We start from the raw sequence: 14,554 nt of genomic DNA, 5'->3' as shown, positions 1-14,554 counted from the left end.
ATGCCAGCGCCGATCCAGACCAATGCTCCCCGGACCCCGCCGTACAAGTGGGCCGGGTTGGCGGCGCTGGTGATCGCCGCGCTGGTCCTCGGTTTCGTCTACGGCCAGTTCCGCGGCGACTTCACCCCCAAGACCAACCTGACGATGCTGGCGTCGCGGGCCGGTCTGGTGATGGATCCGGGGTCGAAGGTCACCTACAACGGGGTGGAGATCGGCCGTGTCGGCAAGATCGCGGAGACCGTGCGCGACGGCAAGCCGGCGGCGAAGTTCACGCTCGAGGTCTATCCGCGGTATTTGAAGCTGATCCCGTCGAATGTGAATGCCGATATCAAGGCGACGACGGTGTTCGGTGGCAAGTACGTGTCGCTGACGACGCCGGCGCACCCGTCGCCGCAGAAGATCTCGGCGCACACCGTGCTGGATGCGCGTTCGGTGACCACCGAGATCAACACGCTGTTTCAGACGATCACCTCGATCGCGCAGAAGGTCGATCCGGTCAAGCTGAATCTGACGTTGAGCGCGGCGGCGCAGTCGTTGGCCGGGCTGGGGGACAAGCTCGGGCAGTCGGTGATCAACGCCAATACACTCCTCGACGACGTCAATCCGCGGATGCCGCAGGCGCGCAAGGACATTCAGCAGTTGGCGGCGCTGGGCGACACCTATGCGGACGCCTCGCCGGATCTGTTCGACTTCTTGAACAACGCGGTGGTGACCTCGCGCACGATCAACGCGCAGCAAAAGGATTTGGATCAGGCGTTGTTGTCGGCGGCCGGGTTCGGCAACACCGGCGCGGACCTGTTCACCAAGGGCGGCCCGTATCTGGCGCGCGGGGCCGCCGATCTGGTGCCCACGGCCCAGCTGCTCGACACCTACAGCCCCGAACTGTTCTGCGCGGTCCGCAATTACCACGACATCGAGCCCAAGGCCGCCACGTTCCTGGGCGGCAACGGCTACTCGCTCAACAGCCACACCCAGGCCCTGTCCGGGCTGGGCCTGATCGCCAACCCGCTGTCGTTGGTGGCCGTCGCCGCGCTCACGCTTGGGCTCGGTGCCACGGCAGGTTTGGTCGGCGGCGCGCCCAACCCCTACGTCTGGCCCGAGAACCTGCCGCGCGTGAACGCCCGCGGCGGCCCCGGCGGCGCCCCGGGTTGCTGGCAGCCGCTCACCCACGATCTGTGGCCGGCACCGGAGTTGGTGATGGACTCCGGCAACAGCCTCGCGCCGTACAACCACCTGGACACCGGATCGCCGTACGCGATCGAGTATGTCTGGGGCCGCCAGGTAGGGGATAACACGATCAACCCATGAAAATCTCCGGAACCATTACCAGGCTCAGCATCTTCTCGGTGGTGCTGTTGATCTTCACCGTGATGATCTTCGTGGTGTTCGGTCAGATGCGCTTCGACCGCACCAACGGGTATTCGGCGGAATTCAGCAACATCAGCGGCCTGCGGGCGGGCCAGTTCGTCCGCGCCTCGGGCGTCGAGGTCGGCAAGGTCGACAAGGTGGAGCTGGTCGACGGCGGCAAGCGCGCCCGGGTGAAATTCAACGTCGACCGCTCCATCCCGCTGTACCAGTCGACGACCGCCCAGATCCGCTACCTCGACCTGATCGGTAACCGCTACCTGGAGATCAAACGCGGTCAGGGCGAAGGCGCGGACAAGGTCCTGCCGCCCGGCGGGTTCATCCCCCTGTCGCGGACGACGCCGGCGCTCGACCTCGACGCCCTGATCGGCGGTTTCAAGCCACTGTTCCGGGCGCTCGACCCACAGAAGGTCAACACCATCGCGACCGCGCTGGTCACCGTGTTCCAGGGCCAGGGCGGCACCATCAACGACATCCTCGACAACACCGCGCAGCTGACTAACCAACTCGGCGAGCGCGACCAAGCGATCGGGGAGGTCATCAAGAACCTGAACATCGTCTTGGACACCACGGTCCGGCACCGGCAGCAATTCGACCAGACGGTCGACAAGCTCGAGGTGTTGATCACCGGCCTCAAGAACCACGGCGACTCGCAGGCCGCGGGGTTCGCCCACATCAGCAACGCCGCCGGGACGGTCGCCGACCTGCTCGCCGAGGACCGAGCGCTACTGCACAAGACGATCAACTACCTGGACGCCGTTCAGCAGCCGCTGATCGACCAGCAAGACCAACTGCAGGACTACCTCAAGAAGGTGCCGACGGCATTGAACATGATCGGGCGCGCCATCGGGTCCTACGGGGACTTCGTGAACTTCTACGCCTGCGACATCACCTTGAAGATCAACGGCCTGCAGGCCGGTGGCCCGGTCCGCACGGTCCGGCTGTTCCAGCAGCCGACGGGTAGGTGCACGCCCCAATGAGAACACTGGAACCACCCAACCGGATCCGCATCGGGCTGATGGGCATCATCGTGACGGTGCTCGTGATCGGCGTCGGCCAAAGCTTCACCAGCGTTCCGATGCTGTTCGCCAGGCCGAGCTACTACGGCCAGTTCACCGACTCCGGCGGCATCAACACCGGCGACAAAGTGCGCATCGCCGGGCTGGACGTCGGCAAGGTGGAGGGCCTCAAGATCGACGGGGACCACATCCGGTTGAAGTTCTCCGTCGGCACCAACACCATCGGCACCGAGAGCCGGCTGGCGATCAAGACCGACACCATCCTGGGGAAGAAGATCCTCGACGTCGAGACCCGCGGCAACCAGCCGCTGCGGCCCGGCCAGACCCTGCCGCTGGGCCAGAGCACCACGCCGTATCAGATTTACGACGCCTTCTTCGACGTCACCAAGGCCGCCCAGGGCTGGGACATCGACACCGTCAAGCAGTCGCTGCACGTGCTCTCGGAGACCATCGATCAGACCTACCCGCACCTGAGCCCGGCGCTCGACGGCGTGGCCAAGTTCTCCGAGACCATCGGCAAGCGCGACGAGCAGGTCAAGCACCTGCTCGCCCAGGCCAACCAGGTGGCCGGCGTGCTGGGTGATCGCAGCGACCAGGTCGACCGGGCGTTGGTCAACGCGAAAACGCTTTTGGCCGCCTTCAACGAACGCGGCCGGGCCATCAACGCCCTGCTGGCCAACGTCGCCGCGTTCTCCGAACAGGTCAAGGGGCTGATCAACGACAACCCGAACCTGAACCATGTGCTCGAGCAGCTGCGCACGGTCAGCGACATCCTGGTGCAGCGCAAGGACGACCTGGCCAACGGGCTCACCGAGGTCGGCAAGTTCCTGCCGTCGCTGAACGAGGCCATCGCCTCGGGGCCGTTCTTCAAGGTGGTCCTGCACAACCTGGCCCTGTACCAGATCTCCCAGCCGTGGGTCGACGCGGCGTTCAAGAAGCGCGGCATCGATCCGGAGGACTTCTGGCGCAGCGCGGGTCTGCCGGCGTACCGGTTCCCCGACCCCAACGGCACCCGGTTCCCCAACGGCGCGCCGCCGCCGGCGCCCCCGGTGCTCGAGGGCACGCCCGACCACCCGGGCCCGGCCGTCCCACCGGGATCGCCGTGCTCATACACGCCGGCGGCCGACGGGCTGCCCCGGCCCGACAACCCGCTGCCGTGCGCGGGTGCGGTGTCCGGGCCGTTCGGTGGTCCGGGCTTCCCGGCGCCGGTGGACGTGATGACGTCACCGCCGAACCCCGCGGGCCTGCCACCCACGCCCGGCATCAATATCGCGGGCCGGCCGGGCGACCCGCCGCCGGACGTGCCCGGGACACCCGTCCCGTTGCCGACGCAGGCGCCCCCGGGTGCGCGTACCGAGAACCTGGCGCCGGCCGGACCGGTGCCGCCGCCGTCGACGTTCGCGCCGGGGCTGCCGCCGGGTCCGCCGGCACCGCCCGGGCCGGGCAACCAGTTGCCGGCGCCGTTCATCAACCCCGGTGGAGCCGGAGGCAGCGGTGTCACGGGAGGTAGCCAGAATTGAGCACCATCTTCGACATCCGCAACATTCGGCTCCCGAAGCTGTCCCGGGCGTCGGTGATCATCGGATCACTGGTGATCGTGCTGGCCCTCGTCGTCGGCTACGTCGGCTGGCGGCTCTACGAGAAGCTCACCAACAACACCGTGGTCGCCTACTTCCCGGCGGCCAACGCCCTGTATCCGGGGGACAAGGTCCAGATCATGGGCCTGCGGGTGGGCGCGATCGACAAGATCGAGCCCAGCGGCGACAAGATGAAGGTCACCTTCCACTACGAGAACAAATACCGGGTGCCGGCCAACGCGTCGGCGGTGATCCTCAACCCCACCCTGGTGGCCTCGCGCGCCATCCAGCTGGAGCCGCCGTACAAGGGCGGTCCGGTGCTGGCCGATAACGCCGTGATCCCCGAAGAGCGCACCCAGGTTCCCGTCGAATGGGACCAGCTGCGCAACAGCATCACCAACATCATCTCGAAACTGGGTCCCACCGCCGAGCAGCCGAAGGGCCCGTTCGGTGAGGTCATCGAGTCGTTCGCCAACGGGCTGGCCGGCAAGGGCAAGCAGTTCAACACCACGCTGAGCAACCTGTCGCAGGCGTTGACCGCATTGAACGAGGGCCGCGGCGACTTCTTCGCCGTGGTGCGCAGCCTGGCGCTGTTCGTCAACGCGCTGCACCAAGACGACGCGCAGTTCGTCGCGCTCAACCAAAACCTGGCCGATTTCACCACCCGGCTCGCGCACAACGACACCGACCTGTCCAACGCGATCCAGCAGTTCGACAGCCTGCTCACCACCGTGCGCCCCTGGCTCGACAAGAACGCCGGGGTGCTGACCTACGACGTCAACAACCTCGAGACCGCGACGAACGCGTTGCTGCAACCGGATCCGCTGAACGGTTTGGAGACCGCGCTGCACGTCGTGCCGACGGCCGCGGCGAACATCAACCAGATCTATCACCCGTCGCACGGATCGCTGGTCGCCATCACGTCGATCACCAACTTCGCCAACCCGATGCAGTTCATCTGTAGCGCGATCCAGGCCGGCAGCCGGCTTGGCTACCAAGAGTCGGCCGAACTGTGCGCGCAGTACCTGGCGCCGATCCTCGACGCGATCAAGTTCAACTACCCGCCGTTCGGCCTGAACCTGTTCAGCACCGCCGAGACGTTGCCCAAGCAAGTGGCCTACTCCGAGCCGCGCTTGCAGCCGCCCAACGGGTACAAGGACACGACCGTCCCCGGCATCTGGGTGCCCGACACCCCGACCTCGCACCGCAACACCCAGCCGGGCTGGATCGTCGCCCCGGGCATGCAGGGTCAGCAGGTCGGGCCGATCACCGCGGGCCTGATGACGCCGGAGTCGTTGGAAGAGCTCATGGGTGGCCCGAACATCGAACCCGTCCAGTCGAACCTGCAGACCCCGCCGGGTCCGCCGAACGCCTACGACGAGAACCCGATCCTGCCGGTGATGGGACTGAACGCCCCGGTGCCGATCCAGCCGCCGCCGCCCGGGCCGGGCGTGGCCCCGGGTCCCGTGGCGCCGACCCCGGCGCCGGTGTCCGCGCCCGCGCCGAACGCTGGCGGGCCGGCGTCGGCCGCTGACTTCGGAGGTGGCCAGTGACGAGCGCGATGAGGCTGATCCGCCACCGTGCGTGGCAGACGCTGGTGCTGCTGGTGGCCGCGATGGTGCTGAGCTCGTGTGGCTGGAAGGGCATCTCCAACGTCGCGATTCCGGGCGGCCCCGGCAGCGGGGCGGGGTCCATGACCATCTATGTGCAGGTGCCCGACACCCTGGCGATCAACGGCAACAGCAAGGTGATGGTGGCCGACGTGTTCGTCGGCTCGATCAAGGCCATCAACCTGAAGAACTGGGTGGCCACCCTGACGCTGGGCTTGGACAAGCACACCAAGCTGCCCAAGAACGCCACCGCCAAGATCGGCCAGACCTCGCTGCTGGGTTCGCAGCACGTCGAGCTCGCGGCGCCGCCGAACCCGTCGCCCGAGCTGCTCAAGGACGGCGACACCATTCCGCTGAAGAACTCGTCGTCGTACCCCACCACCGAGCAGACGCTGGCCAGCCTTTCATTGATCCTGCGCGGCGGCGGCATCCCCAACCTGGAGGTGCTGCAGAACGAGATCTACAACATCTTCAACGGCCGCGGCGAGGCGATCCGGTCCCTGCTCGGCAAGCTGGACACCTTCACCACCCAGCTCAACGCGCAGCGCGACGACATCACCCACGCCATAGACTCCACCAACCGGCTGCTGACCTACGTCGGCGGGCGGGCGGACGTCCTGGACCGGGTGCTCACCGACATCCCGCCGCTGATCAAACACTTCGCCGACACGCAAAACCTGCTGATCAACGCCGTCGATTCGGTGGGGCGCCTGAGCCAGGTCGCCGACCAGTACCTGTCGGAGGCGCGCGCGCCGCTGTACACCGACCTGCAGGCGCTGCAATGCCCGTTGAAGGAGCTCGGCCGGGCCTCGCCGTATCTCATCGGCGCGCTGAAGTTGATCCTCACGCAGCCGTTCGACATCGACACGGTGCCGAAGATCTTCCGCGGCGACTACATCAACATCTCGTTGACGCTGGACCTGACCTACAGCGCGGTCGACAACGCGTTCCTGACCGGGACCGGGCTGTCGGGAGCCCTGCGGGCGCTCGAGCAGTCGTTCGGGCGTGACCCCGAGACGATGATCCCCGACGTGCGCTACACGCCGAACCCGAATGACGCGCCGGGTGGACCGCTGGTGGAAAGGGGGGACAGGAATTGCTGACTCCCTTCATCCGACGCCAGCTGATCGCCTTCGGGATCCTGACCGTCATCTCGCTGCTCGTGCTCGGGGTGTACTACCTGCAGATCCCGAGCCTGATGGGCATCGGGCGGTACACGCTGAAGGCCGAGCTGCCCGCCTCGGGCGGGCTGTATCCGACGGCCAATGTCACCTATCGCGGCATCACCATCGGCAAGGTCACCGATGTCGAGCCGACCGAGCGCGGCGCCGAGGCGACGATGAGCATCGACAGCCACTACAAGATCCCGACCGACGCGACGGCCAACGTGCACTCGGTCTCGGCCGTCGGTGAGCAATACCTGGACCTGGTGTCGAGCGGAAACCCCGGCAAGTACCTCGCGGACGGACAGACCATCACCAAGGGCACGGTGCCCGCCGAAATCGGGCCGGCCCTGGACACGGCGAACCGCGGCTTGGCGGTGCTGCCCAAGGAGAAGATCGGCCAGCTGCTCGACGAGACGGCGCAATCCGTCGGCGGGCTGGGTCCCGCCCTGCAGCGCTTGGTCGACTCCACCCAGGCCATCGTCGGCGATTTCAAGACCCAGATCACCGACGTCAACGACATCATCGAGAACTCCGGCCCGGTGCTGGACAGCCAGGTCAAATCGCGCGACAACATCGAGCGCTGGGCACGCAACCTGAACAGGCTCGCCGCCCAGTCCGCGCAGCAGGACCAGCGTCTGAAAAGCCTGCTGCACCAGGCGGCGCCGACGGCCGATCAGGTCAACGACCTCTTCAGCGGCGTCCGGGAGTCGCTGCCGCAGACGCTGGCCAATCTTGAGGTCGTCTTCGACCTGCTCAAGCGCTACCACACCGGCGTCGAGCAGGTCCTGGTGTTCCTTCCGCAGGGCGCGTCGATCGCCCAGACGGTGGCCGCCCCATTCCCGAACATGGCCGCGCTCGACCTGGCGCTGTCGATCAACCAGCCGCCGCCGTGCCTGACCGGCTTCATCCCGGCCTCGGAGTGGCGGTCCCCGGCGGACACCAGCATTCAGCCGTTGCCGACGGGCACGTACTGCAAGATCCCGATGGAGACCCCGGCCAACAGCGTGCGCGGGTCGCGCAACATCCCCTGTACGGACATCCCGGGCAAACGGGCGGCCACCCCGCGGGAATGCCGCGACCCCAAGCCGTACGTCCCGGCGGGCACCAACCCCTGGTACGGCGACCCCAACCAGATCCTGACCTGCCCCGCGCCGGGAGCGCGATGCGATCAGTCGGTGCGCCCGGGCATGGTGATCCCCGCGCCGTCGATCAACAACGGGCTCAACCCCGCGCCCTCGGACCGGGTGGCGGGGACGCCCCCGCCCACCAGCGATCCGTTGTCGCGGCCGGGGTCGGGTAGCGTGCAGTGCAACGGCCAGCAACCCAACCCGTGTGTCTACACCCCCAGCGGGCCTCCCACGGCGGTCTACAGTCCCCAAAGCGGTGAACTGGTGGGGCCAGACGGGGTTAAATACTCCGTCGAGAATTCGACCAGAACAGGAGACGACGGATGGAAGGAGATGCTGGCACCAGCCGGCTGAACCCCATCGACACGGACGACGATTCGTTGAGCCCCGAAGACAAGGACGAGGATTCGACGGCACCCGACAGCGTAGCCGAGCAGGCCGATCCGCAGGGTGACCCCCAGGATCCGGTGGAATCCGGTGAGCCCGGTGCGACCGCGCCGCGCGGCGCGTCAAGAGTGGGACGCGGGTGGCTGGCCGCCATCGCGGTGCTGCTGGTGCTATGCGCGGGCGCGATCGGGGCGGGGGGCTACCTCGCGCAGCGCTATCACCGCGACAGCCTGGTGATCGCCCGCAACGATGCCACCGCGCTCAAGGCGGCGGTCGAATGCGTCACGGCGACGCAGGCGCCGGACACCAACGCGATGACCGCGGCTGAGCAGAAGATCATCGAATGTGGCACAGACACTTTCCGCACGCAGGCCTTGCTGTACACCAGCATGCTCGTTCAGGCGTACCAGGCCGCGAACATCCACGTTCAGGTGTCCGATGTGCGGGCGGCGGTCGAGCGCAACAACCCCGACGGGTCGATAAATATCCTTGTCGCGCTCCGCGTCAAGGTGGCCAGCGATCAGACTGAGAACGAGACCGGCTACCGCCTGCGGGTGAAGATGGCATTCGCCGAGGGGCAATACAGGATCTCCAAACTCGACCAGGTGACGAAGTGACGGTGGTGGTCGAACAGACTGCACCCACGGACGTCCCAGAGCCACCGCGGGAAGCCTTGGCGCCCTGGCATTCTCGCGTCGGCGCCTTCGCCATCGACGTGCTGCCGGGCGTGGCGGTGCTGGCGACGCTGGCGTTGGTGTCGCTCACGGTGCCGGCGCGCGGCCTGTGGTGGTGGGTGTCCATCTGCGTCATGGGGCTCGCCGTCCTGGCGATGCTGGTCAACCGGTTGCTGCTGCCGACGATCCTTGGCTGGAGCCTGGGCCGCGCCGTGGCGGGCATCGCCGTGACGCGTCGCGGCGGTGAGGCCGCGGGGCCGTGGACGCTGCTGCTGCGCGACGTCGCCCACCTGCTCGACACCGCGACGACCGTGGGATGGCTGTGGCCGCTGTGGGATTCGCGTCGCCGCACGTTCGCCGACATGGTGGCGCGCACCGAGGCGCGACGCCTGCAGCCGGACCAGGCGCCCCCGAACGTCCGGCGCTGGGCCGCGGCCGCGGTGGCGGCCGCGACGCTGGCATGCGTGGGCGGTGCCGCGTTGAGCTACGGCGCGGTGTACGCCCCGCAGCGGGCCAGCGAGCAGACCCGCGCCCAGCTCTCGACGCAGGGGCCGAAAATCGTGGCCCAGATGCTGACGTATGACCCCAAGTCCCTGCAGGACGACTTCACCCGGGCCCAATCGCTGGCGACCGACAAATACCGCGGACAGTTGGCGGCCCAGCAAGACCTGGTGCGCAAGGGAACCCCGGTGATCAACGAGTACTGGGTCACCAACAGCTCGATCGAATCGGCGGCCCCGAGGCGCGCCACCATGCTGTTGTTCATGCAGGGCCGGCGCGGCGCGGCGCCCGAGGTGCGCTACATCAGCGCAACCGTGCGGGTGAGTTTCGCCAAGGACGGCGGAAACGCTTGGCGCGTCGATGATCTCACCGTGCTGTCCAAGCCGAAACCGCCGGCGAGCGGCAAATGAGCCCGCGCCGCAAGTTCGTGCCCGGTGAGCGGCCCTTGCTCGTCGAGCGCCCGGTCGCCCCGCAGCGGGGATGGCTGGCGCCGTTGGCCAGCACGGTCGCGGCGGTGCTGATGGTCGCGGCGATCAGCGCCTGCGCGCTGGTGTGGGTGTCGCATGAATCCCGGGCCCGCGCCGCCTCGCGCGACCGCGAGGTGCTGACCTACGTGAGCGGCTTCATGACGCAGTTCACCTCGATTGACCCCTTTCACGCCAACGACTACGTGAACCGGATCCTGGCCCAGGCGACCGGAGATTTCGCCAAGCAGTACCAGAAGAACGCCAACGAGATCCTGCTTCAGGTCGCCCGGGCCGAACCGGCCACCGGCAGTGTCCTCGGCGCCGGCCTGGAGCGCTGGAACGACGATGGCAGCGCCAATGTCATGGTGGCCACGGCCATCACCACGAAGTCACCGGATCAGAAGCAAGTATTGGAAAACGCCAACCGTTGGGCGGCAACCGCGACGCAGGAAGGTAACCAGTGGAAGATCAGCAACCTGCAGCAGGTGATCTGACCGCCGAGGAAAACCCAGCGGCCCCCGAGGACGAGGCGACCGCTGCGGCACCAGACACCGTCGCCGACGCCGAGGACACCGACGCCGAGGACACCGAGGACGTCGCCGGGCAGGCAGCCGACACGCCGCCGCCCGCCGCTGCGCGCAAGCGACGCCTGGCCGGCAAGGCGTGGGCCATCGTCGCCTTGGTCGCCGCCGTGCTGTTCGTCGGCTCCGCCGGATTCGGCGGCGCGATGGTGCAGCCCTACCTGGCCGACCGGGCCGTCGCCGAAACGAAACTCAACGTCGCGCGGACCGCGGCCAACGCGATCACCACCCTGTGGACCTACACCCCGGAAAACATGGACACCCTCGCCGACCGCGCATCCGCCTATCTCACCGGCGATTTCGCGGCGCAGTACCGCAAATTCGTCGACGCCATCGTGGCGCCGAACAAGCAGGCCAAGATCACCAACCACACCGACGTCACCGGCGCGGCGGTCGAATCGCTCGACGACACCAACGCCGTGGTCATCATCTACACCAACACGACGTCCACCAGCCCGCTGACCAAGAACGTGCCGTCGCTGAAGTACCTGTCCTACCGGCTGTTCCTGAAGCGATCAAAGAGCCGCTGGCTTGTGACCAGAATGACGACGATCACCTCGCTGGATCTCACACCGAAAACGTAGCGCCGCAGCGGGCCGCGCCGAAATAGACTGCACCCCATGGCTGTTACCTCGCCGGTATCACAACGATCGACGGTGGCGGCGCTGCTGCTGCTGACGTTTGCGACGGGATTGGCCGACTCGATCAGTATCCTGGTCCTCGGCCACGTGTTCGTCGCCAACATGACCGGCAACGTGATCTTCCTCGGCTTCTGGCTGGCGCCGAAAACCAGCATCGACCTGACCGCCGTCGTGGTCGCCCTGCCGACCTTCGTGTGCACTACCGTGCTCAGCGGCCGGCTGTCCCGGCATTTCGGTGATCGGACGCGGGCGTGGATCACCACGGTGCTGGCCACGGAAATCGTTCTGCTGGTGGCATTGTCGATACTGGCGGGAGCGGGAGTGCTGCCCTATCAACGGAATTCCACACTCATCATGATCGGCATGCTGGCCGTGACATTCGGGCTGCAACACTCGAGCGCACGCCAGTTCGGCATCCCGGAACTCTCCACCACGGTGCTGACGTCGACGATCGTCAGTCTGGGCCTGGACAGCCGGCTGGCCGGCGGCACGGGTGAACGCCAAAGGCTGCGCATCGGCGTCGTCGTCATGATGTGCGCCGGCGCGTTCGTCGGGGCGACGATGTCGAGGTACACGGTCGCCCCGGTGTTCGCGGTGGCCGCGGCTGTGATAGGAACGAGCCTGATGATCTTCAGGCGCGGTCCCGCCCCGACGAAAAACGCTGCGGTGGCGGCTAGCCTCGATCTTTCGTGATGGTGGTTGATGGCGGGCGTGTAATGCACGGAAGTGCCTGTCCTGCTTGAGAATATGTGACTTGTCGAGGGTCCATGTTCTGCAAGCGGGAAGGCACTCCGTAGGTGAAGCGTAGCCGTTGTTGGGGGTTTCGGGTTGAATCCGGTAGCGAGTCGTTGATTTCGTCGACCGGTGCGTCATTGCTGCTGCAGACTGCGCAGGTCAGCGGCTTGACGCGGGGACTGTCGCAGCAGTTGGGGCCGTGGCGGTCGGTGCGTTGGGTCCACGATCCGGGCAAGACGGTGCTGGATCTGGCGGTGACGATCGCCTTGGGTGATGACTGCTTGGCTGATGCGGCGCTGTTGCGTGCTCAGCCCGAGCTGTTCGGCGTGGTGGCTTCTGATCCCACGATCAGCCGTCTCGTCGAGGCGCTCGGTGCTGATCCCGCCGCGGCGATTGCCGCGATCCGGCGGGCGCGGGCGGGCGCACGCTCGGTGGTCTGGCAGCGGTCCTGGCCGATTGCCGCCGCCGGGGAGGTGGTGGTTGATCTGGATGCGACCTTGATCGGGGCGCACTCGGATAAGGAAGGCGCGACCCCGAACTTCAAACGGGGCTACGGGTTGCACCCGATGATGGCGTTCGTTGATCACGGCCCCGGCGGGACCGGGGAGCCGCTGGCAGCGATGCTGCGACCGGGCCGGGCCAACGCCAGCGACGCCGCCGATCAGATCGCGGTCCTCGACGCCGCGTTGGCGCAACTGCCCGAGGCGGCGCGGGATCGGGTGCTGGTGCGCGGAGACACCGGGTCCGGGGTCAAGGAGTTCCTCTGGCACATCCACCACCTGGGCTTGTCCTACTCGGTCGGTGTCTACGGCCGTCAACCCGTGCGCGACGCCTTGGCCGCACTCCCGCGTCAGGCGTGGCGCCGCGCCAAGGACGCCGATGGGCGTCTGCGCGAGGGCGCGCAGGTGGCCGAGCTGACCCGCTGGCTTCCAGCGACCTTCGTGGGCTGGCCGCCCGGGATGCGGGTGATCGCCCGTCGAGAACGTCCACATCCGGGCGCCCAGCTGCGTATCACCGACGCCGAGGGCTGGCGCATCACCTTGTTCGCCACCAACACCACCGGTGGGCGCATCGCCGACCTGGAAGTACGCCACCGACTGCGGGCCCGCGCCGAGGACCGTATCCGCGCCCTCAAAGACACCGGGCTGACCAACCTGCCGCTTCAGGCCTTCGGCAAAAACGAGATCTGGCTCGAGCTGGCCGCCCTGGCCTATGAGCTGCTGACCTGGACTCAGCTGCTGGCCTGGCACGATCATCCCGCCCGCAGCTGGGAACCCAAGCGATTGCGCCTGCGACTGCTCAGCGTGGCCGGCCGGATCATCACCACCGGCCGCCGCGCCATCCTGCGCCTGAGCAGACGATGGCCGTGGTCGGAGCTGCTGCTAGACGGTCAGCGAAACCTCGCGGCACTCAACTGAATCCAAAGAACCAGCCCAACCACCGAGGACCAGGAGAACCGGCGAGACAGCGCCGGGGAGCGCCCATGCCCTACCCACCACAGCGGCCAAACAACTCAAACCGGTTACAACCAAACCCGCTCACGAAAGATCGAGGCTAGTTGAAGGCCAGCCAGCTCGGCAGTGCCCGTTCGTGGGAGTCGCACAGCACCTGCCGGGTGTCGCACGACCCCCTGGGCGAGCCGGCGCCGGCCCACATGCCGCCGGTGTCACGGCGCAGCACGATCGCCGAGGAGCCGCCGCCGTCGAGCAACACGGCGTTGTCGCTGCCCAGCCCGCGGAACAGATCCTGCATGTTGTCCGGGGTGTAGTTGCCGCCCTCGAAGATGTACATCTCATCTTTTTGCCGCGCGTAGGCCAGCGCCGTTCGCGCCGCGCTGGGACCGCCGTCGTGCAGCTGTTCGGTGTTGCCGGGCGCCAGCAGCCCGATCCCCGACACCGCCACGAACCTCTCGTTCTTGCTGAGCAGGTCCTGGACGACCGGGGTGGCGGCGTCGTAATCCTTTTTTGTCTTGGGCCACACCACATACGGCGCCCCGCCCGAGGGCAGGATCATCGTCGTCAGCGCGCTCCAGCTCTCGCCGCCGCCGGAGAGACCCTGCTTGCCGGGGTAGGCGAGCGTGCCGGTGACCGCCTGGTTGGCGCGGCCCCTCCCGTTGGTGTTGTCGACGAAGGCGCCCAACGGTGAACTGCAGCCGGTCTGGCGCCACGAACCGGCCTTTTGCCCGCGCACGTCGAAGAAGTTGGCGTTGATCGCGATCGTCGGCTGGCCCATGCGTTGCCACGCCTGCAGCGGCGCGTAGAGCTCCGAGGCCTGCCACAGCCCCTCGCCGGTGCGGGCGCCGGGATTGTTTTCGCAGCGGGCCTGGTCGCCCTGGTGCGTGTCGACGAGCAGGTGCGGTTTGAGCCGTCCGGCCGCGTTCTTGATGATCATCAGGTGACCGCCGTTGTTCATCTCATACCAACTGCCGCCCGCGTTGAGCATCGGCGCGGGGTGACCGGCGCCGAAGTTGTAGACCAGGTAAGAACCGCGGGTGCTACCGATGGCGTTGGCGAGTAGATCGCGTCCGTCGGCGGCCCGCGCAAGGGGCTGCCCCGAGGTGACGGCCAGCGTGAAGCAGGCGAGGAGGGCGGTGCAGCACGCCGCCAGCCGGCGGAAGCTGGCGCGTCGGGTCAGCACGATAGCCCTTTCGGCCATGATCTGGATGCAACAGAGACATCATCAGTCTCAGAAGTCACACTGTCAA

Annotated in this window: 13 protein-coding genes; 12 read left to right on the top strand and 1 reads right to left on the bottom strand. The window is 67.3% G+C overall.

All coding sequences use genetic code 11. The features are described 5' to 3' along the window. The 12 genes from K883_RS07685 (at window position 1) to K883_RS07630 (ending at window position 13,268) form a co-directional block, all read left to right on the top strand. Window positions 1-1,308: an MCE family protein gene (locus tag K883_RS07685; RefSeq protein WP_020823822.1), complete on the top strand. Its 1,308-nt coding sequence runs from the start codon at window positions 1-3 to the stop codon at window positions 1,306-1,308. Next, window positions 1,305-2,345: a virulence factor Mce family protein gene (locus K883_RS07680; RefSeq protein ID WP_009957839.1), complete on the top strand. Its 1,041-nt coding sequence runs from the start codon at window positions 1,305-1,307 to the stop codon at window positions 2,343-2,345. Before K883_RS07685 ends, K883_RS07680 begins: the two co-directional genes overlap by 4 nt. Next, window positions 2,342-3,904 carry a virulence factor Mce family protein gene (locus tag K883_RS07675; RefSeq protein ID WP_020823821.1) on the top strand — a complete coding sequence of 521 codons (1,563 nt, stop codon included), beginning with the start codon at window positions 2,342-2,344 and terminating at the stop codon, window positions 3,902-3,904. Before K883_RS07680 ends, K883_RS07675 begins: the two co-directional genes overlap by 4 nt. Next, window positions 3,901-5,514 (top strand): virulence factor Mce family protein, encoded by a 1,614-nt coding sequence (locus tag K883_RS07670; protein WP_020823820.1) that lies wholly within the window; start codon window positions 3,901-3,903, stop codon window positions 5,512-5,514. Before K883_RS07675 ends, K883_RS07670 begins: the two co-directional genes overlap by 4 nt. 8 nt (window positions 5,515-5,522) lie before the next feature. Next, complete coding sequence (locus K883_RS07665; RefSeq protein WP_036455308.1) at window positions 5,523-6,674, top strand: virulence factor Mce family protein; 1,152 nt, start codon at window positions 5,523-5,525, stop codon at window positions 6,672-6,674. Beyond that, complete coding sequence (locus K883_RS07660) at window positions 6,668-8,218, top strand: virulence factor Mce family protein (protein ID WP_008261958.1); 1,551 nt, start codon at window positions 6,668-6,670, stop codon at window positions 8,216-8,218. The genes K883_RS07665 and K883_RS07660 overlap by 7 nt, the downstream gene beginning before the upstream one ends. Further along, window positions 8,188-8,868 (top strand): hypothetical protein, encoded by a 681-nt coding sequence (locus K883_RS07655; protein ID WP_008261956.1) that lies wholly within the window; start codon window positions 8,188-8,190, stop codon window positions 8,866-8,868. The genes K883_RS07660 and K883_RS07655 overlap by 31 nt, the downstream gene beginning before the upstream one ends. Further along, complete coding sequence (locus K883_RS07650) at window positions 8,865-9,836, top strand: RDD family protein (RefSeq protein ID WP_020823818.1); 972 nt, start codon at window positions 8,865-8,867, stop codon at window positions 9,834-9,836. The genes K883_RS07655 and K883_RS07650 overlap by 4 nt, the downstream gene beginning before the upstream one ends. After that, window positions 9,833-10,387: a hypothetical protein gene (locus K883_RS07645; RefSeq protein WP_020823817.1), complete on the top strand. Its 555-nt coding sequence runs from the start codon at window positions 9,833-9,835 to the stop codon at window positions 10,385-10,387. Before K883_RS07650 ends, K883_RS07645 begins: the two co-directional genes overlap by 4 nt. After that, entirely contained in the window at window positions 10,354-11,058 is a 705-nt protein-coding gene (locus tag K883_RS07640; RefSeq protein ID WP_020823816.1) for a hypothetical protein, read from the top strand. The genes K883_RS07645 and K883_RS07640 overlap by 34 nt, the downstream gene beginning before the upstream one ends. A gap of 72 nt (window positions 11,059-11,130) precedes the next feature. After that, on the top strand, window positions 11,131-11,808 hold the full coding sequence (locus tag K883_RS07635; RefSeq protein WP_020823815.1) for a YoaK family protein: 678 nt from the start codon (window positions 11,131-11,133) through the stop codon (window positions 11,806-11,808). Window positions 11,809-11,912: 104 nt separating this feature from the next. Then, a complete protein-coding gene (locus K883_RS07630; RefSeq protein WP_141244938.1) occupies window positions 11,913-13,268 on the top strand; it encodes an IS1380 family transposase in 1,356 nt (451 codons plus the stop codon). Window positions 13,269-13,404: 136 nt separating this feature from the next. On the opposite strand, the gene K883_RS07625 is transcribed toward K883_RS07630, so the two are convergent. Further along, window positions 13,405-14,514 carry a phosphodiester glycosidase family protein gene (locus K883_RS07625; RefSeq protein ID WP_086427148.1) on the bottom strand — a complete coding sequence of 370 codons (1,110 nt, stop codon included), beginning with the start codon at window positions 14,512-14,514 and terminating at the stop codon, window positions 13,405-13,407. Window positions 14,515-14,554: the final 40 nt, after the last annotated feature.

It is taken from the genome of Mycobacterium sp. TKK-01-0059 (assembly GCF_000709305.1).
In the GTDB taxonomy this organism is placed as follows: Bacteria; Actinomycetota; Actinomycetes; order Mycobacteriales; family Mycobacteriaceae; genus Mycobacterium; species Mycobacterium intracellulare.
This window is presented reverse-complemented; position numbering and strand designations above follow the sequence as displayed.